Origin of the sequence: Enterobacter sp. 296B2, assembly GCF_034106185.1 — a bacterium.
GTDB classification, from domain to species: domain Bacteria; phylum Pseudomonadota; class Gammaproteobacteria; order Enterobacterales; family Enterobacteriaceae; genus Enterobacter; species Enterobacter cloacae_N.
Genome location: NZ_JAWNCA010000037.1, coordinates 1 through 21,958, shown reverse-complemented (window position 1 = coordinate 21,958; position 21,958 = coordinate 1). Strand labels below are relative to the sequence as shown.

Below are 21,958 nucleotides of genomic sequence, written 5' to 3'. Positions count from 1 at the left end.
GCGATCCTTATCGTCGGCGGGCCAGCTCCCGCTGTATATGATCCAGCAGAATATCGATGTTAATGGGTTTACGCAAAAATGCAGCGGCGCCCAGCCTGAGAGCGTACCGCTGCATATTTTCATCAGCATGACCGGAGATAAAGATCACGGGCGGCGGGGGGACGGCCAGCAGCCGCAGCGTTTCAAACAGCTCCAGGCCGCTCATGCCCCGCAGCTTGATATCGGCGATCACCATCGCCGCGCCGGACAGGGCGAGCGGATGACTCAGAAATACCTCTGCCGAATCAAACGTGTCGGCGGCATAGCCTTCCGACTCCAGGAGATTACTCAGCCCGCTGCGGACGGAACGTTCGTCATCAATGATGGCAATGCGCCACGGCAGCGTCATGCTGTCTTTCCTCTAAAAATCATTAAACGTCGCGATCGTCCTTCGCGGGCGCAGGAGGCGCCGTGCCGCTGATTTTCGGTACGCATTCGTGACGAAACCAGGCGAGGGTAAGCGGTTCGCGACTCAGTAAACGCCGTCCCACCGGGATGAGCTGTTCGCCCACCAGCATGCCAAACAGGCCAAGCAGGGCGACAACCGGCGGCGCCGGGGAATGGACGTCGAGCAGAGCGTAAATTACCCCAGCACCCACGCCGCATACCAGAGAAATTATCCATGCTTTCATGAGGTCGCTCCCGTCTGCGATTTGGCCTGCGGAACCGTCACCTGAGGCGGCGGCGCGCCGTCGCGGGATAACAGATGGCGCGTCGCCTGTTCACCCGCCAGCATCCCCAGCAGGCCAATCAGCGCCAGCGCGGGCGGCGCGGGGGAGCGCACCTTCAGCACGGCATACATCAGGCCAATCAACACGCCTGCCGCAAGGGATATCAGCCCAGTACTCATTGTGAACTCCAGAGAAAGAGGCAGCGGCGAGCCGGATGAGGGACCAGCCCGCCAGCGGAACTTAGCGTGCCGGAACAGGCGCTAAGGTGCGGTGCTCGCTCTTCTGGCGAGACGGCGCTTTGTGCACCATGGTGTAGGCGTAATCCACGCCCATGCCGTACGCGCCGGAGTGCTCGCGCACGATATCCATCACCGCGGTGTAGGTCTCTTTACGCGCCCAGTCGCGCTGCCACTCCAGCATCACCTGCTGCCAGGTCACCGGGATCACGCCCGCCTGGATCATGCGCTGCATCGCGAAGTCGTGGGCTTCTTTGGAGGTGCCGCCGGACGCATCCGCCACCATATAAATTTCGTAGTCGCCTTCCAGCATCGCGCACAGGGCAAAGCTGTTGTTGCACACTTCGGTCCACAGGCCGGCAACCACCACCTTCTTCTTGCCGTTGGCCTTCAGCGCGTCACGTACCTTCTGGTCATCCCAGGAGTTCATGGAGGTACGCTCCAGGATGTCCTGGCCCGGGAAGACGTCCAGCAGCTCCGGATAGGTGTTACCGGAGAAGCTTTCGGTCTCAACGGTGGTGATGATGGTTGGAATGTTGAACACTTTGGCCGCTTTCGCCAGCGCCACGGTGTTGTTTTTCAGCACCTGGCGGTCAATAGACTGCACGCCAAACGCCATCTGTGGCTGGTGATCGATAAAGATGATCTGACAGTTCGCAGGGGTTAACACTTCGAGCTTTGAAGAGGTCATAGCATTTTCCAGTGGTTAAGGGTAGAAATCGCCGTGAGTGCCACGACGATAAAGTCACCCTCATCCTGCGGTTTTCCGTCGCCGCGCGTAATTATCTCTTCGTATAGTTAACCTTAGGTATAGTTATACCTTGGTATACCTATCCTATTGTATAACTGGATCTTTGCCGAAACCGGTTCCCATAATCCTGACCATTCCCCCTCTCAGTCAGGAGCAGTTATGGTTACCCTCGGTAAAGCCGATCTCATTCTGGTTAACGGCCAGTTTCACACCGTCGATCGCGAAAATCCTGTCGCGGAAGCCGTTGCCGTGCGCGACGGAAAATTTCTGGAAGTGGGTACCGTCGCCGAGGTGATGCAACACCACTGCGACGGCACCAAAGTGGTGGACCTGAAAGGCCACACCGCCATCCCCGGCCTGAACGACTCGCACCTGCACCTCATTCGCGGCGGGCTGAACTACAACCTTGAGCTGCGCTGGGAAGGCGTGCCGTCCCTGGCCGACGCCCTGCGGATGCTGAAAGAGCAGGCCCTGCGCACGCCATCGCCCCAGTGGGTGCGCGTGGTGGGCGGCTGGACCGAGTTCCAGTTTGCCGAGCGCCGCATGCCGACCCTGGACGAAATTAACGACGCCGCGCCGGATACCCCGGTCTTCATCCTGCACCTGTACGACCGCGCCCTGCTCAACCGCGCCGCGCTGAAGGTGGTCGGCTACACCAAAGACACGCCAAACCCGCCGGGCGGCGAGATCCAGCGCGACGCCAACGGCAACCCGACCGGGATGCTGATCGCCCGTCCGAACGCCATGATCCTCTACGCCACGCTGGCCAAAGGGCCGAAGCTGCCGCTGGAGCAGCAGGTCAACTCCACCCGTCAGTTCATGCGCGAGCTGAACCGCCTGGGGCTGACCAGCGCCATCGACGCGGGCGGCGGCTTCCAGAACTACCCGGAAGATTACGAGGTGATTGCCGAGCTGCACGAGAAAAAGCAGATGACCATCCGCATCGCCTACAACCTGTTTACCCAGCGTCCGGGCCACGAGCTTGAAGACTTTGAAAAATGGACCGATATGCTCACGCCGGGCCAGGGCAGCGACTTCTTCCGCCACAACGGCGCAGGGGAGATGCTGGTCTTCTCCGCCGCCGATTTTGAAGACTTCCTCGAACCGCGCCCGGACCTCGCGCCGGGCATGGAGGACGAGCTGGAGCGCGTGGTGCGCCATCTGGTGGAGCACCGCTGGCCGTTCCGCCTGCACGCCACCTACAACGAATCCATCAGCCGCATGCTGGACGTGTTCGAGAAGGTGAACCGCGACATTCCGTTCAACGGCCTGCACTGGTTCTTCGACCATGCGGAAACCGTTACCCAGGCCAACATCGACCGCATCAAAGCGCTGGGCGGCGGCATTGCCGTGCAGCACCGCATGGCCTTCCAGGGCGAGTACTTTGCCGAGCGTTACGGCATCGAAGCCACCCGCCACACGCCGCCGGTGGCGAAAATGCTGGAGACCGGCGTGCCGGTGGGCTTAGGAACGGACGCTACCCGCGTGGCGAGCTACAACCCGTGGACCGCGCTCTACTGGCTGGTCTCCGGCCGCACCGTCGGCGGAATGCAGATGTACGACCACAGTGCCCGTCTGGATCGCGATACCGCCCTGATGCTCTGGACCCAGGGCAGCGCGTGGTTCTCCAGCGAGCAGAACCAGAAGGGGCAGATCAAGGTCGGCCAGCTTGCCGATCTGGCCGTGCTGAGCAAAGACTACTTCCGCGTGCCGGAAGAGGAGATCAAGGGCATCGAGTCCGTCCTGACGGTGGTCAACGGCGACATCGTCTACGCCGCAGGCAGCTTTGGCCCGCTCGCGCCGCCGGCCATTCCGGTTCTGCCCGAGTGGTCCCCGGTGGTGAAGGTGCCGGGCCACTACCGCAGCGCGCCGCCGCAGGCCGCACGCGTTGGCATGAACCCAATTCACCACTGCAGCGGCCCGTGCGGGGTTCACAGCCACCAGCATGATTTCGCCCGCACGTCAGAGATGCCGGTGTCCGACGATAACGCTTTCTGGGGGGCGCTGGGCTGCAGCTGCTTTGCATTCTGATGAAAAACACTACTATGCCGCCCCGGGTCGACCTGGGGCTGTTCTTCCTGCGCCTGACCGGCAGCCTGCTGCTGCTCTACGTGCACGGCCTGCCAAAGGTGCTGCACTTCAGCGAAGAGCTGACGCGCATTGAAGATCCTTTTGGCTTCGGGCCTTACGCCAGCCTGATCCCGGCAATATTCGCTGAGGTGATCTGCCCGCTGTTTATCATTGCGGGCGTGTACACCCGCCTGGCGTGCCTGCCGATTATCGCCGTGCTGCTGGTGGCGATGCTGGCGGTCCACCCGAACTGGTCGATAGCCGAAGGGCAGTTTGGCTGGCTGCTGCTGATTATCTTCACCACCCTCGCCCTCACCGGGCCAGGCCAGTGGCGGCTGCAGCGTAAGGCAACGGAGAGGTTCGCATGACCCAGGTTAACGACGTTCGCGACGCACACGTCGAGACGACGCCCGAGCAGGCGGTTTCGCCGTGGCAGCCGCTGAGCCAACCGGTGTTCCGCATGCTGTGGATCGCCACGGTGGTCTCTAACGTCGGCTCATGGATGAGCGACGTCGGCATCAACTGGAGCATGCTGACCCTGAGCGCCGACCCGCTGGATATCGCGCTTGTACAGGCGGCCAGCAGCCTGCCGATGTTTCTCTTCGCCCTGCCGTCCGGGGTGATGGCGGACATCGTCGACCGACGTAAATACCTGCTCTTCTCCCAGCTGTGGGTGTTCATCGCTGCCGCCGTACTGACGGTGCTCTCCTTCACCGGACACGTCACCCCCACCGTGCTGCTGGTGGCAACGTTTCTGCTGAGCGTGGGCGCGGCGATGAGCTCGCCGCCGTTCCAGGCCGTGGTGCCCGATCTGGTGAGCAAGCCGGAGCTGGGCGCCGCCGTGGCGCTGAACTCGCTCGGGGTGAACATCAGCCGGGCGATTGGCCCCGCGCTGGGCGGTTTTCTGCTGTCGCTCGCCGGGCCGTGGATGGTGTTTGCCCTGAACGCGCTGTCCGTGGTCGGCGTGGCGTGGGTGCTGTGGCGCTGGGGGCAGGCGCCACCCGTGCAGCGCCTGCCGCCGGAGCACTTCTTCTCCGCGGTGCGCTCCGGCATTCGCTACGTGCACGCCGCGCCGGTGCTGCGCAACGTGCTGGTGCGCACCGTGGCCTTCTTCGTTTTCGGCAGCGCGGGCTGGGCGCTTCTGCCGCTGGTGGCGCGCCGCGAGCTGGGCTTAGGCCCGGCGGGCTACGGCGTGATGCTGGCATGCATTGGCCTGGGGGCGATTGCCGGAGCGATCCTGCTGCCGCGCCTGCGCCAGTGGCTGAACGCCGACCGCCTGATGGTGGCCGCCAGCCTGACCTTTGCTCTCACCATGCTGGCGCTGGCGTTTGTGCGCCACGTCTGGCTGCTGAACCTGTTTGAGTTCTTCACCGGCTTCGCGTGGATTGCGGTGCTCTCCACCCTCAACCTCGGCGCGCAGCGCAGCGCCGCCCGCTGGGTGAAGGCCCGCGCGCTGGCGGTCTACCTGACGGTATTCTTCGGCTCGATGACCGCGGGCAGCGCCATCTGGGGGCAAATCGCCTCGCAGTTCGGCACCCCAACCTCGCTGGTGGTCGCCACGCTGGGGATGGTGCTGGCGAGCGCCACCGTGTTCCGCTGGAAGCTGGGCAAAGATCCGGACCTGAACCTCGACCTCAGCGGCCAGCCGCTGGACGGCGTGGAGATTGACCTGCCGAACGAGCGCGGCCCGGTGCTGGTATCGCACGAGTACATCATCGACCCGCAGAACACGAAGGCCTTCCTGGAGGCGGTCCACGAGCTGCGCCGGGTGCGCCGCCGCGCCGGGGCGATGAGCTGGGCGGTGTATGAGGATATTGAGCGCCCCGGTCTGTTTATCGAGACCTTCCTGATGGGCTCCTGGATTGAGCATCTGCGCCAGCAGGAGCGCCACACCATGAATGACCTCCTGCTGCAGAGCCGCGTTCTGGCTTTTCATCAGGGCACAACATCACCGGCAATTCGCTATCTGGTCGCGCCGGTTTAAACATAACAATCACCTGTAGAGGAAGACACTATGGCAACGTTTAAGGCAAAAGACGGCACGCAGATTTACTACAAAGACTGCGGCGCGGGCAAACCAGTTCTCTTCAGCCACGGCTGGCCGCTGGACGGCGACATGTGGGACAGCCAGCTGAACTACCTGGCGGAGCGCGGCTTCCGCGCCATCGCCTTTGACCGTCGCGGCTTTGGCCGCTCGGATCAGCCGTGGAACGGCTACGACTACGACACCTTTGCGTCCGACATCAACGACCTGATTACCACTCTGGATCTACGCGACGTGACGCTGGTGGGCTTCTCCATGGGCGGCGGCGACGTGACGCGCTACATCAACAACTACGGCAGCGCGCGCGTGGCCGGTCTGGCGCTGCTGGGCGCGGTAACGCCAATCTTTGGCAAATCCGACTCCTTCCCGCAGGGTGTGGATCAGAGCGTGTTCGACGGCATTCGCGACGGACTGCGTAAAGATCGCGCCCAGTTCATCAGCAACTTCGCGACGCCGTTCTACGGCACCAACGCCGGGCAAACCGTCTCCGCCGGTGCCCTGACCCAGACGCTGAACATCGCTCTGCTGGCGTCGCTGAAGGGCACCATCGACTGCGTGACCGCGTTCGGCGAAACCGACTTCCGCCCGGATATGGCGAAAATCGACGTGCCGACGCTGGTTATTCACGGCAGCAACGACCAGATCGTACCGTTTGAAAGCACCGGCAAGCTGGCGGCGGAGATGATCAAAAACGCCACGCTGAAGGTGTACGACAACGCGCCGCACGGCTTCGCGCTGACCCACCAGGACCAGCTCAACGAAGATCTGCTGGCGTTTGTGAAGTCGCTGTAATCCTTTAAATGCGAAGCCTGATGGCGCTTCGCTTATCAGGCCTACAAGGGCTGATCCTGTAGGCCGGGTAAGGCGCAGCCGCCACCCGACGCTTTCGCAGACGCGTTCCGCTCCGCCAGCAGCCGACAAATCTCCGCATGCTTCTCCTCGGTGAAGGTAAAGCGCGACATAAAGCCCATGCGGATCAGCGACCCAATCGCCGGTAACAAACAAATCCCGAAGAACAGCCCCGACAGCACGCCTTGGCTCTGAATTTGCGCCTGCGGCACGTAGCCGATCATCGTCAGAAACACGCCGATTAACCCGCCGCCTACCGCCACCGACATCTTGCCGGTAAAGGTCTGCCCGGAGAAGGTAATCGCCGCGCAGCGCTTGTGGGTGTGGTACTCCGCGTACTCGATGGTGTCGGCAATCATCGACGAGGTGAGGATGTTAGTCATCATCACGAACAGCGTGCTCAGGCCGAGCAGAATAAACAGCATCGTCACCTGCTGATAGCCGACAAACCACATCACCACGCGCACCGCCACGTCCAGCCCGCAGAGGATCATAAACAGCTTCCGCTTCTGCATCCGGCGCGTCAGCATCGGGGCAACCAGGCACAGCACCGCCGCCACGATCCCCATCACACCAATCGCCATCTGCAGGCTGCCGTCGCCCAGGTTGTTGATAAAGAAGTAGATATACAGCCCGCCCGCCACGTTGTGGAACACGCAGAAAAAGAACGACAGCAGGACGATAAACAGCGGCTTGTTCTGGCGCAGGTTGTGGAAGGTGTCGCGGATGGTCACCTTCTCCGGGCTCGGCGGCACGCGCTCTTTGATCTGCATAAAGCCGTTGAGCATCAGCGGCAGGCCCACCAGCATCATCACCAGCGCCGCCATAAAGTAACCTTTATCGTTGCTGTACTGGGCGAAGAACGCCGCCAGCTTCGGGAAGAAGATGTTGGCGCAGGCAATCCCCGCGTTGACCCCGAGCATCGCCGCCGTCACCGCGCGGGTGCGCTGGGCGGAGTCGTTGGTCATCACCGACGACATCGACCAGAACGGGATATCGGAGATGGCGTACAGTGTCCCCCACAGGATATACGTCACCCCGGCGTAGAGGATTTTGGTGGTCATGTCCGCTTCGATTTTATAGAACGAGAGCAGCGTGACGCCGGTGATCAGCAAAGGCGCGATCAGCAAAAAGTGGCGAAACTTGCCGAACCGGCTGTTAATGGTGTCCATAATGCTGGCAAACAGCGGATCGTGAACCGCGTCCCACGCGCGGGCAATCAGGAAGATGGTGCTCGCCGCCAGCGCCGAGATCCCCAGCACGTCGGTGTAAAAATAGTTAATAAACGAACCCACTAAACCAAAGCTAAAACACTGACCTAAACCATAGCCAAAATAAGACCACAACTCGCGAGACGGTATTTTCATTGTCGTTGCCATTGTTATATGCCTGCCTGGTTGCCCGGCGGTGGTCCGCCGGGTCGATATTATTTGTCCTGCGCCTGAGGGGCGATCTTGCGCAGCTGCTGCATCAGGGCGATTTCACGGCGCGAGAACGGAATGCCGTTCTCCTCAAACACGTCGTGGAACCAGAGGCGGCAGTAGTCCGTCGACTCCTTCATCACCACCGGCCACGGCAGCCACGTCTGGGTTTTGCCGCGCACCAGCCCCCACTGGTACGGCGCGACCTTCGCCGCGTACATCAGCGGGAGCTGCTCTTCGATGGTGCTGCCCACGTGACGCGCCAGCCATTCGGTGCAGAACAGCGGCCGACCGAGCTTTTGCAGCTGCTGGATAATCGCCGTCATGCGCCCGGTGTGGGTGTATGCGTGGAAGCTCACCACGTCCGAGAGTGCCAGCGCGGTCTGGTCCAGCGGGTGCCGGAAGAACGTTTCGCCCTCCTCTTCCGGCGGCAGACGCCACGCGCAGACGGTGAGCGGCTGGGTCGGGTCCTCCTCACGCACCCACCGGAACGCCAGCTTCATTAACTCGTGCGCGCAGGTCTCCAGCTTCGCGTCGTACTGCACCTCCTGCGTGCCCGTCGCGAAAATACCGCGGTTGCCCGGCTCGTTATAGAGATCCCACAGCAGGACGCGCTTATCCTCGCGGAACTGGCGCACAATGTCGCGGATATAGCGTTCAATGTCTGCCCGGCAGTCCGGATCGCACACCTTGTCACGCCCCGGGCTCGCCGCCGCCTGGCTGTTGTGCTTGCCCGGTACCGGCGGCTTTTGCGGGCCGAGGTACGGCTCGTCGCCGGAGAAGCCGCAGTCGTCCATCAGGGTCAGCATGGTGCTGAACCCGTGACCGTCGGCAATCGTCAAAAACTGGTCGATGCGCGCAATCAGTCCGTCGCGGTCGTGCTCCCAGACGATAAACGGCAGGTTGATGCGCAGGGTGTTGTAGCCCGCGTCCGCCGCCCAGCCCAGCTCGCGCTCGATGGTTTCGGCATCGAAGGTTTCCTCCTGCCAGATATCGGTCCAGTTCACCGCCGTCGACGGCAGATAGTTAAACCCGCACAGCCAGCCTTTTTGTTGATACCACGCCTGTGCCTGCTCCCTGCTCCACTGCTCTTTCATTACGCATCCTCTTACTGATAATATTTAGCTAATAAATATTAGCCACGGAATAAATGCGCAAATCACGGCGCTCCGAAAAGCGACGGCTCTCACAAAGTTCACGCTTCAATGAATGAGAAACGTGATCGACGGCGCTAAAGCGTGCGGTTAGGGTATGATGCGAAGTCGCGAAAGGGAGAGGACGGATGAAGCGAAAAACGAAAGTGACGATGAACGATATTGCGCGGGCGGCAGGGGTGTCGCAGGCGACGGTATCGCTGGTGCTTAACCATTCCCGCAACATCAAGCTCAGCGACGACACCCGCCAGCGGGTGATTAGCGTTGCCACCGAGCTCGGCTACGACCGCCTCCCCGCCGTTCACGCCCCGCGCAACCAGGAAGAGATTGCCCTGCTGGTCAGCTCCATGCAGAGTTTCGACCCGTTTATCGACGCCATCAGCCAGGCGCGGGAAGCGGCGTGGCGCAACGAGACCCTGCTCACCGTCTACGACTACGGCGACGACATCGAGCTGGCGCTGAACATCATCCGCCAGCTGGAGAAGCGTAACTGCATCGGGATTATTCTCGCGTCTCCGGTCACCACGCAGGTGGACATGACGGCCTTCCAGGACTGCACCCGCATCCCGCTGGTGCTGCTCAACCAGCGCGACCCCGGCTCGCCGCTGCTGCCGTCGTTTATCCCGGACGACTACGCCAACGCTTTTCAGGTGACTAAACACCTCATCGCCTGCGGGGCCACGCGCATCGCCCACATCACCGGGGAGAGCTGGATGGAGGCCTCGCGCCAGCGTCTGGCGGGCTACCAGGCGGCATTACAGCAGGCCGGACTGGCGTGCGACGACAGCCTGGTGCGCCAAACCAACTGGCAGTTCAGCGAGTCCTTTACCGCCACGACTTCTCTGCTGGAGCTGACCGAGCGCCCGGACGCCATCTTCTGCGCCAGCGACTGGCTGGCGATTGGCTGCTATCAGGCGCTGGCGGTGAACGGCGTGCGCATCCCGCAGGACATGCTGCTGGCGGGATACGACGACCAGAAGATTTCCGAGCAGCTCACCCCGCCACTGACCAGTATCCAGCTGCCCTACAGCGAGCTGGGACGGCTGGCGGTGGAGTACCTGTGCAATCAGGAAGATGCCGCCACGCACGTGACGCTGGCGGGCAGGCTGAAGGTGCGCGCTTCAAGCCTCGTCTGAGGTAAACACCATGCCCGCATAGGGCTTCTCGCGACACGCAGCCAGCCGCGCGGCGAGGCTGCCCACGTGCAGCTCCAGCTTGTGCCCGTCCGGGTCGAGAAAATAGAACGACGCCCCCTCGCTTTTATTCTGCTTCCAGACGGTGACGCCCGCCTGCTCCAGCCTTTGCGAGAACGGTTCAAAATCCGCCTCCGCGATGGTAAACGCGTAATGGGTGTAGTCGCTCTCCTGCGGCGGCACGTACCGGCGCGCCTCGTCGTACGACAGGCAGACCCACAGATCGCCGCAGGTGAGATAGGCCCCGGTATTCCAGCGGGCGTGCAGGGTCAGCCCCAGCAGCTCGTGCCAGAAGGTGACGCTTTTTTGCAGGTCGCTGACCGCGAGGGTCAGATGGTTGAGAGATTGCAGCATGACGTGCCCTTTTGTTTTTCGCGCCGGACGTGGTACGGTAAAGAGATGAACATAAACCACGCCGTGCTCACCGTAAACCGCTGGTGGCTGCCTTCTTAAAGGCGGCACGGAGTAGTTTTTCCCATTTTCAGATAGCCGCCGAAAGGCGGCTTTCACATTTCTAAGACCCCTTTCGGCAACTGCACATTAAGGAGTCTTTATGAACGCACCCACCATCCTCACCGGCGATCGCCCAACCGGCCCGCTGCACCTCGGCCACTTCGTCGGATCGCTGCGCCAGCGCGTGGCGCTGCAGCAGACGCACAACCAGTTTGTGCTGATTGCCGACCTGCAGGGGCTGACCGACAACGGCAGCAACCCGCAGAAGATCCGCGACAACATTCCCGAAGTGCTGGCCGACTACCTCGCCGCGGGCATCGACCCGAACCTGACCACCGTCTGCCTGCAGTCCGCCCTGCCCGCCCTCGCCGAGCTGACGATGCTGTATATGAACATCGTCACCGTCGCCCGCGTGGAGCGTAACCCGACGGTGAAAAACGAGATTGCCCAGAAAGGCTTTGCCCGCTCGCTGCCGGTCGGGTTTATGGCCTACCCCATCAGCCAGGCAGCGGACATCACCGCGTTTAAGGCCGAGTGCGTGCCCGTCGGCGACGACCAGCTGCCGATGATTGAGCAGACCAACGAGATTGTGCACAAGATGAACAGCCTGCTGCCCGCCCCGGTGCTGCGCCACTGCAAGGCGATGCTGAGCGACACCAGCCGCCTGCCCGGCATCGACGGCAGCGCCAAGATGTCAAAATCGCTGGGCAACACGCTGCACCTTTCGGCCAGCGAAGAGACCATTCATCGTGCGGTGAGCGCCATGTACACCGACCCGAACCACCTGAAGGTGAGCGACCCGGGGCAGATTGAGGGGAACGTGGTGTTTACGTATCTCGACGCGTTTCATCCGGACAAGGAGAAAGTGGCGGCGATGAAGGCGCACTATGAGGCGGGCGGGCTTGGGGATCGGGCGTGTAAGAACGAGCTGGAGGCGTGGCTGCAGGAGCTGATTGCGCCGATGCGGGAGCGGAGGGCGATGTATATGCGGGATAAGGGGGAGCTGATGGCGATGCTGAAGCACGGCACGGAACGGGCGCAGGGGGTTACGCAGGAGACGTTGAGGGAGGTGAAGGTTGGGCTGGGGGTGCCGGTGTTTAGTTAAGTTAGATTTAGCGGTGGAGTGCGTGGAATTGGCATGAAGCCGCTAACTTGATTATTACGGAAATCAGCGAGGCGCAATAAATTCTGAAATGCATTATTAGCCAATGTCGTTTGTCATTCTGTTGAGAGCGCTATATTCATAGACTCTTTATATTTCAACCGTCTCAGCAAAAGCTATGAGCAAGTTTATTATTTACATGCTGAATATATTATTTTGTGGTTATGTACTGGTTACATGCCTCATTTCTTTGGTTAGTTTTGATAACTGGGAGGACCGTACAGTCACAATAACAATCATATTAGGAAGTGCACAGCTTATTCCGACATCACTTAATCGGGTACTGCCTCATAAGTTACATATATTAGGGGGGATAGCTGAACTGGTAGAAGGTCCGCTATTAGTTATTGGCGCAATTATGTGTCTGCATGTGTTAGAACCCTGGCCTATGAAGATTATTGGCATGTTTGCGTGGGTTATTTTTATGATGTTCCGGCCATCTTTTACGAAAAGGAATAAAGAATGATATTCTCTGCCCGCACAAACGAAACGCTGGCGGGCAAGTTCAAGATAGAATCAAGCAGCGGAACCCGATGTTGGACGTTCGTTCCACGCGTCGTGCGCTAACAAGTTACCGTCCTTGTACAAATGGGTAATCTTCTCATAATTAAACGCCACTTCCTCCATATGCCCCGTCCCCGGACAGCCTCGGGTGTCGTACATTACTGGACTCACAGAAATGACCTTAACGTTCTCGAGCGTGATTCGGTAATACTCCTCCTCTTGCCCGGAATAGTTAATATGGTAAAACCTGAATTCTGCCGTTTTAAGGGTCTGGCCCGTTGCTGCCGCTTTGAACAGATAGGGCGAAGAGCTGTCCAGTTCCTTGGTAAACTGAAACGGCGAATGTTGGCGAGTGCCGGTGACCTTTCCCGTTGCCGAGTCGGTTGGCAGGCTGAGGTTATGTTGTAATCCTCTTAGCTCAATACTTCCTTCCCTGTTTGCAACGTCACAGGAACCACAAATCATTGTGCCGCCGTCATTGGTTAAAAAGAGATGTACAGGTACGGCCATTCTATTGCTCCTTGCGTTTTAGTCGTATAACCATTTGCCCGCTTTTGCGGATTCGATAAGCATTCCAATAGTGAAATCTGGAACCATCACCACCGGGAATTTTTTGAATGGATTCCATGAAAAAGGCTCATCAGGGTAGTAGGTGTTTATGTTAAAATTCCCTCTATCAACATCAAATTCTTTAAAAAATTCTTCCATTAAATCTTCTGCTTCAGTGACATCAAGCTGCATGTCAGTATCCAAATCAGTTTTTGCATTCAGTAATTTCTGCTTCGCTTCGTTATTCATCAGATAAACGCCGTTATAGCGTCTGGCTAAGGCGTAGATGCGCTGCTCAATATCCTCTACCATAGTTTGTCGCTGCCCCGTGCGATTCGATTATAATCACGTATTGCAGCATAGGTGATTAGTGATACATCAGCGACTAATATCACCATACCAACTAATGGAATCGTTCTTCCGATAAACGTACTGATTTGTGAAACCATCCTACAGCGTACAGTCCATGGCGTGTAGCCGCCAATCCATGTCGGGAGTTTGATTCCATACGGGAACTTTGCTTGTTTGAAATAGCGCCTCATGGCTTTCGAGGCTCGGGACGTTCCTTCCTTCGCCCCCGCGGGTTTCTTTCTGGTCTTCTGATTATTAGCACCGCTGTATAGCGCAGCAATTCCAGCGACATCGTCAATACCAAAATGATCGGCAATTGACTCACAGTAAATCATAAAGAAAAGGCCGCCAGCGGTAAGATTTGTTCTGCCAGCATAAAAATACGTTCCATTTAGTTCTTCGGTTGTGTCCATAGTTCATTCCATTGAGTTGTTCCAGGAAGAATCATAAATGTTGGACAATAATTAGATTGAGATCTCTAACATACTTCTGAAAACCTCATTATATAATCATAATGATAAGAATACAGCCATATCATTCAGTTCAATAATATTATTGAAAAAACAGATTACCCCTTCCACTAATTTAAACACCCTCGATTCAGGATCAAGGGTGTTCCAATACGTTATTATTTTGCCTGGCCTATATTGCGCTTAACTAACGGGATATCTCCAGTATCATTTAGCACTCCCGGAAACGTCTTCAGCCACTGCGCGACTTTCTGCTTATTTATATTCACCACGCTCATACCTTCCAGGCAACCCCATAATTCTCTTGTATGCTGTGGCGTAATCACAATGCAGTCTTTCATGGCGCGGATTTTTACCGGCATACCGTTGATAAAGCCCGCGCGGGTTAACCACTCGCCGCCCAGGAGAAGGTATTTCATGTCTATTCGTGCATACAGCTCGCAGCAGGCGGCACTGTCCTGCGGCGTTTCCGCGCGGGGATGGACGGGGGCTGCGTTGGGCTGGTTGCCGTGAAGACGGCGGGCGCTGTTTTTGCGTACCAGCTCGCGGTTTTCAATCATGCCGGTGAAAGCATCTGATTCTGTTTTGCAAACAGTAAACTCTGGCTTAAAATTCGTCGCAGCCATTTTCAACTCCTCGATAGTTGGTTGTGGTTAGCGGTATGGGGGTGTTGCAGCACCTTCATATCGCGAATTGTTCATTAAATATTCTTCAATATTTCCTTTGCCGTTCGGCGTAATTTCTGGTGCTCATTATACCGTGCTGAATATAAATACAGCGGTTTGGTGCGGGGTAAATTTAGAATTTGCAAGGGAGATTCAGGAAAAGGGTTGGGTCAGAGAAATTACGCAGCGAGGACTATCAGAATATAAGGTGAGCGCCCGCATGAACCTCAGAGCAACCATTCGCCGATCTGCGGGCTGGCAATGAGTCGTTTTATTATCAAGTTCGGTGACCGACTGAGCGATCACCTTTAATACAATGGCAGTTACACAGCATTACGGACAGGCTCCTTTGAGAGGATAAGCGTTAATAAAGAGGAGGCACTCAATGCCTCCTTTCTATTTGTTACGCTCTTACGTTCCAATCGTCCGTATACTGGACATTACCATCAACATAACGCCAGGTGATTTTGTCATACATCAGGGAAACAGATTCCATGTTGTTGATCTGCGAGTTTCCTGCCATTTTAGCGTTTGGCATCCCTGGGTTAATGCCCGTCACTTTCACACCCTCAATGGTCATGACGAAGTAGCACTCTTCTTGTCCTGCATGGTTAATGCGATACCAGCGAATCTCCGCACTTTTCAACGTTTGACCGGTGGCAACGGCTTTGTATAGGTACGGGCTGGAGCTATCAAACTCCTTTTCAATCATCATCGGAGAATGTGAACGCTTGCCAGTAATCTTGCCGTTGGCACTGTCTACTGGAATGTTCAGACCATGACTAAAGCCAACAATCTCTATACTCCCCTCATGATCCTGAACGTCTAAGGCTCCTTTGATGTCTGCGCCGCCATCGTCAGCCACATGTAAGCCGGAATAGGCATTTTACAAACTCCTTTTAGTTGTGATTTTCTTCGTGATGAACCAGTAGCAAACAATCGTTAAGAGCAACTGAAAGCCCACAATCGCCGCTATTGTGAAATTTGAATACGTTTGATCCGGGAATAAAGACTGATAAGGCAGTAATCGAAATAACGCCCAAAACAGGAAGGTAAACCCGAAGATTTTAGCTAACCGTCGCAATGTTGAACTGAACCACTCTCTGGGGATACCAGCTGGACTAACTTTGTGAGTCGCGCCACGGTACGCCGTGGTAATAGCGCTCATGACAGGTACGCTGATTAATGTATTGATTAAGATGCTAAAGTAGCCGTCTAACGATTCCCAAACTTCTGAATCAGGTTCACCTAAAATGAAGCGGGTAAACTTGTCGGCGCTTTGGAAATCGAAAAGCTCCGTAATAGAATTAACTAATCCATCATACGGAACCATTTCAGCAACGATCAGCACAACAACAGCGAACAGCACTATCTTGATGAATAAACTAAGGGCATGTTTTGCCATTGGAGATCACCTCAATCGTGCCGTATGCCTGTAGCTTCCTCATGCAAGGAACATCTATTTTTTGGCTTCTCAACAGAGCATTACGCAACATGGCAAAATCAGAATCATGTGGGAGAGTGATACAACCTTCTGATAGTACGCCTGGATGCAAACGGAAATTGCCACGCTTAACGCTCTCAATCCATGTGTAATCATCGCTCCCCCAATCATCACGCCATAATGCGAACCATTCAGAATGTTTGAATGTTGCACCATTGGCGAAGTGATTATAAATGTCTCTTCCCACTGCGTTTAGCTGTGACTTGAGTCCACCCTGAGGGCGGTCAACAATCCAGTATTTACCGCTGGTACTGGCCCCTCTTTGGGGATCATTCCACATGCCCCACGATTACGGTAAGCACCATTACCAGAGAAAGCTAAAAAAGTGCCTATACCAGGAAACGATAACGGGGAGTAGTACGCATCATTAATTACAAACTTTCCATGTAGAGCCATAGATAACCCTTTTATCTATAATGACTTGTTGGCTTATCGTACTCCTACGCAATCGGACATAAGAAGGTTTTCTTCCGAGAGACTTCTGATTTTCAGATAATAGCCCGTTGGTGGTAAGACAACGTGTAAGGCCGTTAAGCGGTAACATCAGAGGTGTATTAGGAAGCTAAGTTTATCAAGTTGACCATGTGCCCTCAGGGGCGAGACCGAACCGCTGGCAGTGTAAGTATCCCGGCAAAAACGAACCATTCACTTTTAGAGATCTTCCGACATACTGATTATGTCCGCCTGAGGAGCTCGCCTTGCGTAAAGCCCGATTCACTGACCACTAGTTCATTGCCGTTCTGAAGTCCTTCGTAGCCGGACGTGCCGTTAAGGATGTCTGCCGCGAAGCCTGTATCTCTGAGGCCAGCTATTAAAATTGGAAAGCAAAATATGGCGGGATGGAAGTAGCTGATATTTAAAAAACCAAAGATCCGGAGGATGAAAATCGTCGCCCAAACAGATGTTTGCCTATTTCAGCCTTGAATGCCGGGCTCTGAAAGACGTTACCAAATAAAAGCTTTAAAAACCGCGATAATCCGTGAACTCGCCAGCTATCTGACGGCGCAATTTGCCATGAGTTTACGCTAGGCCTGCAGAACATTATCGCTGAGCAGGAAGATTTATTTTTACCAGCTCGATGTCCGGGTGATGGAGCGGTGATCCAGGCACTGACTGAGCTGGTAGAGCGCTATCCGCGCTACGGTTTTAGAAGTTGTTTCAACTGCTGCGCAGGCGAGGCAATACCTGGAACCATAAACGCGTTCATCTGCATTACATTGAATATAAATACAGCGGTTTGGTGTGGGGTAAATTTGGAATTTGCGAGGGGGATTCAGGAAATAATGTTATGTACGGTAAGGTCATGTTTTTGTTGATTGCGAGTTGATTGGTCTGGGTTTTGCGATCATCATCGCAATTATTTACCTTCTACCGTAACGCGATGGCTTCCAGCAAAACTCTCGAACAGGCAATTGACGACATCACCATCTGGCGCAAAGGCGAACAGCGTGCGCCGCATAAGCCTTTATTGCTTCTATACGTGCTGGTGAACTATCAGCAGGGGCATGCGCGACTGTTTGATTATGGAACCGAGGTCCACGAGCAGCTGCTTGGCCTGTTAGAACGCTTTGGCCCATAGAGGAAAGCGCATTACCCGAATATGCCTTTCTGGCGGCTCAAAGGCGACGGTTTTTGGGATCTTCAGAATACTGAGTTCTGTTCAACTACTGGCAGTAAACAACCGCCTGTTAAAGAACTTGTGGACCATAACGTCGCAGGCGGGTTTGATGAAGAACACTTTGCGTTGCTGAGTAAGAATAGAAACCTGATCGGCTCGCTGGCGCGGCAGATCCTTGAAGCACACTTTCCAGAAAGTATTCAGGAAGAGATCGCGGATGAGATGGGTTTTGATATTCAACAGATCCGTAAGGTTCGAGATCAGCTGTTCCGCTAGCAGGTGCTGCGAGCCTATAACTATGAGTGTGCAATCTGCGGGTTTAACATGCGACATGATAACGCCTCTGTTGGACTTGAAGCCGCGCATATCAAGTGGAAGCAGTCTGGTGGACCGAGTGAGATCCCGAGTGGACTGGCCCTGTGTGCAATTCATCATAAGGAGTTTGAAAAGGGATCGATTGGGCTGGATGAGAGTATGCGGGTACTCGTATCTGAGGCGGTGAAAGGGAATGGGATCGTTGGGCGGTTGTTCTGGGATTTTGCCGGGAAGCAAATTGCGCTGCCGGTGGTGAAAGGGAATTATCCAAGAGAAGGATTTGTGGAGTGGCATAGGAAGGAGGTGTTTAGAGAATGAGTGCGAAGGCCGGACTCGCCTTTTCGTATAATTTATTGAAAATTAATGGGTTGTTAGGATTTATTTTGGGGATTTGCCCCCAAAATGGGACATAAAATTGAATACTGCGTGGAAGATCACAAAGTTGCGTGATTATTTTCCAGGCCCGAAACGCATTCCAGAGTAAGGCTTCTCACGGCATTGCTCCAGTCGAGATGCTAAATCTCCCACATGCAACTCCAGCTTGTGACCATCCGGGTCAAGAAAATAGAAAGATTGCCCTTCGCTTTTGTTGTCTTTCCAGACCGTCACTCCTGCCTGTTTCAGCTTATACGAGAACGGTTCAAAATATTCTGGCGCGATGCTGAATGCATAGTGGGTGTAGTCGCTTTCCTGCGGGGCTACGTAGTTACGGGATACGTCGTAAGAAAGACAGATCCAAAGGTCACCACAGGTAAGATAAGCACCAGTATCCCACTCAGCATGAAGCTGCAACCCCAGCAAATCGCGCCAGAATGTCAGGCTAGTTTGCAAATTACTGACGGCGAGGGTTAAGTGGTTCAGTGATTGAAGCATAGGGATACCTATTGACAGTTAATAAATTAACCGAACATTAATAGCTAATAAAATCCCGCATGGAAAGAGAATTTTTGTGGGCCTTGTTTTGTAATGATTTTTTTGACAATGACTTTATTTCATATATATATATTTAATAAACAACGATGTTAGATATTCTCCTAAAGGTGTCTTGTCATAGTAATTCACTTCGGAAACTCAAAAGTCGGCATTGGTTCCTTTGCGCTCATCTGTGTTGAATTCGCCCCACCTCTAAGCCATTCATCGATGTAATCAATAAAATCGACAAAATCAATAGTTTTAAGTTTTATTGCACACTCCCATATAATCAGAACGCGGATGTTTTTAGATGCAAGAATATCTTGATTTTTAACATCTCTGTCATGATTTTTATTGATTTTATTTTGCCAGTAGGATTCGTTATTTTTAGGAATGTGAGAAATAGGGCAGCTGTTATCATGCCCATGCCAAAAACAGCCGTGGATAAAAATGACTGCATTGTATTTTGGGAAATACATATCTGGTCTTCCAGGCAAACCACTATTATGCAATCGATAACGAAACCCTCTAGCAAACAACGGCCTCCTTATTCTTAACTCAAGCTTGGTATTTTTTGATTTAAATAACCTCATATCAGGCATATGAGCTCCTTCGGTTTCCAAATCTATTCCAAATCTATAATAGTAGCTTATACCATTAACCAATATATTAACACCTAACTTTATAACAATGAGTACTATCTAATCTGCTGTAGTGTCAGGTCTTATTTGCTAATATATTAAAAAGTAAATTGATAATTAATAAGTTATCATGTAAAATAGTAGGATCGTACAGCACGATATTTAGTAAAAATTTTAAGCTAACTTGATAGGTATAAAATGTCCACAATGAAACCCGCTATATTTTCATTCTTTTCAGGATCAGGTTTTCTTGACCTAGGCTTCGAAAATGCCGGGTATGAGGTGGTTTTCGTCAATGAATTCCATCCTCCCTTCATGGACGCGTATAAACACTCAAGAAAAAAACTTGGCAAACAGCCGCCACGCTTTGGGTATGCCCAAGAAAGCATTGAAACTATTGAGCATTCAGTAATTAAGCATAGCATGAAAACACTGAAAGGTGAAAATCGCCTCGTGGGCTTCATTGGCGGACCACCATGCCCTGACTTTTCTGTTGCTGGCAAAAACAAAGGCAAAGATGGTGAAAATGGCAAATTATCACAAAGTTACATTGACCTGATAATTGAAATGATGCCTGATTTCTTCCTTTTTGAAAACGTTAAAGGCTTATACCGGACTCTTAAACATAGAGAATTTTTCGAACAAATTAAGAATGAACTAGCTTCAGTAGGATATATCCTGCATGAAAGATTGATTAATTCAATTGAATACGGTGCGCCTCAAGACCGAGAAAGGATTATTTTAGTTGGTTTTCTTGATAAGTCTTTAGCCAAAAACTTCGAATGGAGCGGCCAAATATACCCCAATAAGGAAGCTTTCCAGTTCCCTTGGCCAACAACAAACACATACGAAGAAGACTCAAGTATGGAATGCCCACAAGGTATTCCAGAAGAACTTACTATAGAATACTGGTTCGAGAAAAACGATGTTATCAATCATCCAAACGCTAAAAATGTATTTACGGCCCGAGCCGGTTTAGCAAGATTCCAGTCAGTAGAAGAAGGCGACGATAGTAAAAAATCATATAAAAGGCTTCATCGCTGGAGATACTCTCCAACAGCAGCATATGGTAATAATGAAGTTCATCTTCACCCATACAAACCTCGTCGTATTACGGTCGCTGAAGCATTGGCAATCCAGTCTTTGCCAAAAAGTTTTGAGCTACCAGGGGATATGACTTTGTCGAATATGTTTAAAACAGTCGGCAACGGCGTTCCCTATATCGCCGCGCTCGGTATTGCCCAATCAATTTTGCAACATTTAGGATACAGTAATGAGGATCACAGCATCGAATCTGGTTCAGGCGATTTCGAGCTTACCCAAAAATACGCTGTTTAACTATATAAACGATAGGAATAGCGGGAAGATTGAGATTGTACGTATCCAACATCCCGAAGGTCCTATCGAAATAAAGAGATTTGATCCTAAGAAAGGTCAAACTCAAGCAACAGCCAAAACAGAGAGTATTTCGACTCAAATGCTTTGGCGACTTGCAAATGCGCTCGAAGAAAACAGACCTGTCAACGTTGAAAGGGTTTTCGGTGCCAGTTACAACACCCGCTCGGTATTGGAGAGCTTGCTCGCACATACTCCAGAGTTCTATTGGTGTAGGCCAGCCAGACTGGAAATCATGAATGCACAAAAGTCTATAAAACCAGGACATAAGCATCTGATTTTTCTGCCAGATATGCCACATACTAATGGTTTGTTAATTGAGCACCAGACTAATATTGTTGTCTCTGAAATGAGCTTCGATGTTGTTCACCAAAGCGTTGATATTGAGACAATTAAGCCGACTAAAGGCATGACTATTGAAGAAAAAAGACGTCATGCTCAGATACAAATTGCCTTAGTAAAAATAGGTCATTGTTTAGGTTTAGATACTTGGGTAGCAGCCAATGATCGTAGCTTACAATATAATGGTAAAGCTATAGCGCAAATGGACGGTGTAATAAGTTCATTATCTGATGAGCAAGTACTCCAATCGTATAATGATGCGATTAAAGATGCTCGTCTTATAGACTGCATTTGGTTTAGGGAAGGCCGCATGATGCCAGCAGTAATGGAGATTGAACACAGTACTGGTATAAAAAGTGGTCTGACTCGCATGAAACAATTCTATGATCATGCACCGAGATTACAAGATATCCGTTGGACTATCGTTGCTCCTGATGAATATCGAGCAAAGGTGATAGAATTTGCAAACATGCCCCAATTCATTGAATTAAAAGCTAAATTCTTCCCTTACTCTTCAGTTGAAGAATTATACTCTCTATGCGACCGAAGAAAACCTAAAGGAATAAATGATTTATTTCTAGATTCTTTTATGGAAGATTGTGTAATATAGCTAAGAACATCAAATTAACATGAACCTACTGATATATAC

The 21,958-nt window shown here is 53.5% G+C and carries 22 protein-coding genes and 4 pseudogenes; 10 read left to right on the top strand and 16 right to left on the bottom strand.

The genetic code is table 11. The features are described from left to right. Positions 1-7: 7 nt before the first annotated feature. From URZ40_RS20590 to URZ40_RS20575, 4 genes are all read right to left on the bottom strand, one after another. Positions 8-388 carry a response regulator gene (locus URZ40_RS20590; RefSeq protein WP_316379768.1) on the bottom strand — a complete coding sequence of 127 codons (381 nt, stop codon included), beginning with the start codon at positions 386-388 and terminating at the stop codon, positions 8-10. 22 nt (positions 389-410) lie between these two features. After that, positions 411-671, bottom strand: coding sequence for a XapX domain-containing protein (locus URZ40_RS20585; RefSeq protein WP_116343926.1), 261 nt, complete (start codon positions 669-671; stop codon positions 411-413). Further along, positions 668-889, bottom strand: coding sequence for a DUF1427 family protein (locus URZ40_RS20580; protein WP_252002870.1), 222 nt, complete (start codon positions 887-889; stop codon positions 668-670). Before URZ40_RS20580 ends, URZ40_RS20585 begins: the two co-directional genes overlap by 4 nt. Positions 890-950: 61 nt before the next feature. Continuing rightward, positions 951-1,637: a hydrolase gene (locus URZ40_RS20575; protein ID WP_023331928.1), complete on the bottom strand. Its 687-nt coding sequence runs from the start codon at positions 1,635-1,637 to the stop codon at positions 951-953. Positions 1,638-1,856: 219 nt separating this feature from the next. Between URZ40_RS20575 and URZ40_RS20570 the strand changes: the two genes are divergently transcribed. From URZ40_RS20570 to URZ40_RS20555, 4 genes are read left to right on the top strand one after another with little or no spacing between them, the layout of a single operon-like run. Further along, entirely contained in the window at positions 1,857-3,728 is a 1,872-nt protein-coding gene (locus URZ40_RS20570; RefSeq protein WP_192981864.1) for an amidohydrolase, read from the top strand. Further along, on the top strand, positions 3,728-4,135 hold the full coding sequence (locus URZ40_RS20565; protein WP_116343929.1) for a DoxX family protein: 408 nt from the start codon (positions 3,728-3,730) through the stop codon (positions 4,133-4,135). Before URZ40_RS20570 ends, URZ40_RS20565 begins: the two co-directional genes overlap by 1 nt. After that, entirely contained in the window at positions 4,132-5,751 is a 1,620-nt protein-coding gene (locus tag URZ40_RS20560) for an MFS transporter (RefSeq protein WP_320721070.1), read from the top strand. The genes URZ40_RS20565 and URZ40_RS20560 overlap by 4 nt, the downstream gene beginning before the upstream one ends. A gap of 30 nt (positions 5,752-5,781) precedes the next feature. Beyond that, positions 5,782-6,603: an alpha/beta hydrolase gene (locus URZ40_RS20555; protein WP_320721069.1), complete on the top strand. Its 822-nt coding sequence runs from the start codon at positions 5,782-5,784 to the stop codon at positions 6,601-6,603. A 41-nt stretch (positions 6,604-6,644) separates the two neighbouring features. Here URZ40_RS20555 and URZ40_RS20550 read toward each other — a convergent pair whose 3' ends face one another. Together URZ40_RS20550 and URZ40_RS20545 are read right to left on the bottom strand one after the other, a co-directional pair. Then, a complete protein-coding gene (locus URZ40_RS20550; protein ID WP_320721068.1) occupies positions 6,645-8,039 on the bottom strand; it encodes an MFS transporter in 1,395 nt (464 codons plus the stop codon). 47 nt (positions 8,040-8,086) lie between these two features. Continuing rightward, positions 8,087-9,178: a cellulase family glycosylhydrolase gene (locus URZ40_RS20545; RefSeq protein ID WP_320721067.1), complete on the bottom strand. Its 1,092-nt coding sequence runs from the start codon at positions 9,176-9,178 to the stop codon at positions 8,087-8,089. Between the two features lie 185 nt (positions 9,179-9,363). Between URZ40_RS20545 and URZ40_RS20540 the strand changes: the two genes are divergently transcribed. Beyond that, a complete protein-coding gene (locus URZ40_RS20540) occupies positions 9,364-10,371 on the top strand; it encodes a LacI family DNA-binding transcriptional regulator (protein ID WP_320721066.1) in 1,008 nt (335 codons plus the stop codon). On the opposite strand, the gene fosA is transcribed toward URZ40_RS20540, so the two are convergent. Continuing rightward, a complete protein-coding gene (gene fosA / locus URZ40_RS20535) occupies positions 10,357-10,782 on the bottom strand; it encodes a FosA/FosA2 family fosfomycin resistance glutathione transferase (protein WP_320721077.1) in 426 nt (141 codons plus the stop codon). The genes URZ40_RS20540 and fosA overlap by 15 nt on opposite strands. 199 nt (positions 10,783-10,981) lie before the next feature. Here fosA and trpS point away from each other — a divergent pair, with 199 nt between their 5' ends. Beyond that, on the top strand, positions 10,982-11,986 hold the full coding sequence (gene trpS / locus URZ40_RS20530; RefSeq protein ID WP_320721065.1) for a tryptophan--tRNA ligase: 1,005 nt from the start codon (positions 10,982-10,984) through the stop codon (positions 11,984-11,986). 573 nt (positions 11,987-12,559) lie between these two features. Here the strand turns inward: trpS and URZ40_RS20525 are convergent. The 7 genes and pseudogenes from URZ40_RS20525 to URZ40_RS20495 all read right to left on the bottom strand — a co-directional run bounded on the left by URZ40_RS20525 (position 12,560) and on the right by URZ40_RS20495 (position 16,482). Further along, entirely contained in the window at positions 12,560-13,057 is a 498-nt protein-coding gene (locus URZ40_RS20525) for a type VI secretion system tube protein Hcp (RefSeq protein ID WP_137849678.1), read from the bottom strand. Positions 13,058-13,075: 18 nt separating this feature from the next. Further along, positions 13,076-13,408, bottom strand: coding sequence for a DUF1493 family protein (locus URZ40_RS20520; protein WP_032625306.1), 333 nt, complete (start codon positions 13,406-13,408; stop codon positions 13,076-13,078). Further along, positions 13,402-13,860: an STM2901 family protein gene (locus tag URZ40_RS20515; protein ID WP_048965584.1), complete on the bottom strand. Its 459-nt coding sequence runs from the start codon at positions 13,858-13,860 to the stop codon at positions 13,402-13,404. Before URZ40_RS20515 ends, URZ40_RS20520 begins: the two co-directional genes overlap by 7 nt. A 215-nt stretch (positions 13,861-14,075) precedes the next feature. Further along, on the bottom strand, positions 14,076-14,543 hold the full coding sequence (locus tag URZ40_RS20510; RefSeq protein WP_320721064.1) for a SymE family type I addiction module toxin: 468 nt from the start codon (positions 14,541-14,543) through the stop codon (positions 14,076-14,078). Between the two features lie 442 nt (positions 14,544-14,985). Next, a pseudogene (locus URZ40_RS20505) lies at positions 14,986-15,467 on the bottom strand (Hcp family type VI secretion system effector). A 1-nt stretch (position 15,468) separates the two neighbouring features. Continuing rightward, positions 15,469-15,987 (bottom strand): hypothetical protein, encoded by a 519-nt coding sequence (locus URZ40_RS20500; RefSeq protein ID WP_316379776.1) that lies wholly within the window; start codon positions 15,985-15,987, stop codon positions 15,469-15,471. After that, positions 15,968-16,482 (bottom strand): annotated as a pseudogene (locus URZ40_RS20495) (DUF2778 domain-containing protein). The gene URZ40_RS20500 and the pseudogene URZ40_RS20495 overlap by 20 nt, the downstream one beginning before the upstream one ends. Positions 16,483-16,817: 335 nt before the next feature. Between URZ40_RS20495 and URZ40_RS20490 the strand changes: the two are divergent. Then, a pseudogene (locus URZ40_RS20490) lies at positions 16,818-17,302 on the top strand (transposase); the annotation flags it as partial. A 165-nt stretch (positions 17,303-17,467) separates the two neighbouring features. Continuing rightward, a pseudogene (locus tag URZ40_RS20485) lies at positions 17,468-18,337 on the top strand (phosphorothioated DNA-binding restriction endonuclease). A 132-nt stretch (positions 18,338-18,469) separates the two neighbouring features. On the opposite strand, the gene URZ40_RS20480 reads toward URZ40_RS20485, so the two are convergent. Together URZ40_RS20480 and URZ40_RS20475 are read right to left on the bottom strand one after the other, a co-directional pair. Continuing rightward, entirely contained in the window at positions 18,470-18,892 is a 423-nt protein-coding gene (locus URZ40_RS20480) for a FosA7 family fosfomycin resistance glutathione transferase (protein WP_182033642.1), read from the bottom strand. A gap of 185 nt (positions 18,893-19,077) precedes the next feature. Continuing rightward, positions 19,078-19,533: a very short patch repair endonuclease gene (locus URZ40_RS20475; RefSeq protein ID WP_134948056.1), complete on the bottom strand. Its 456-nt coding sequence runs from the start codon at positions 19,531-19,533 to the stop codon at positions 19,078-19,080. Between the two features lie 237 nt (positions 19,534-19,770). Here URZ40_RS20475 and URZ40_RS20470 point away from each other — a divergent pair, with 237 nt between their 5' ends. Together URZ40_RS20470 and URZ40_RS20465 are read left to right on the top strand one after the other, a co-directional pair. Continuing rightward, positions 19,771-20,910: a DNA cytosine methyltransferase gene (locus tag URZ40_RS20470; protein WP_320721063.1), complete on the top strand. Its 1,140-nt coding sequence runs from the start codon at positions 19,771-19,773 to the stop codon at positions 20,908-20,910. After that, positions 20,846-21,919, top strand: a complete 1,074-nt coding sequence (locus tag URZ40_RS20465) for a restriction endonuclease (protein ID WP_116956040.1) — start codon at positions 20,846-20,848, stop codon at positions 21,917-21,919. Before URZ40_RS20470 ends, URZ40_RS20465 begins: the two co-directional genes overlap by 65 nt. Positions 21,920-21,958: the final 39 nt, after the last annotated feature.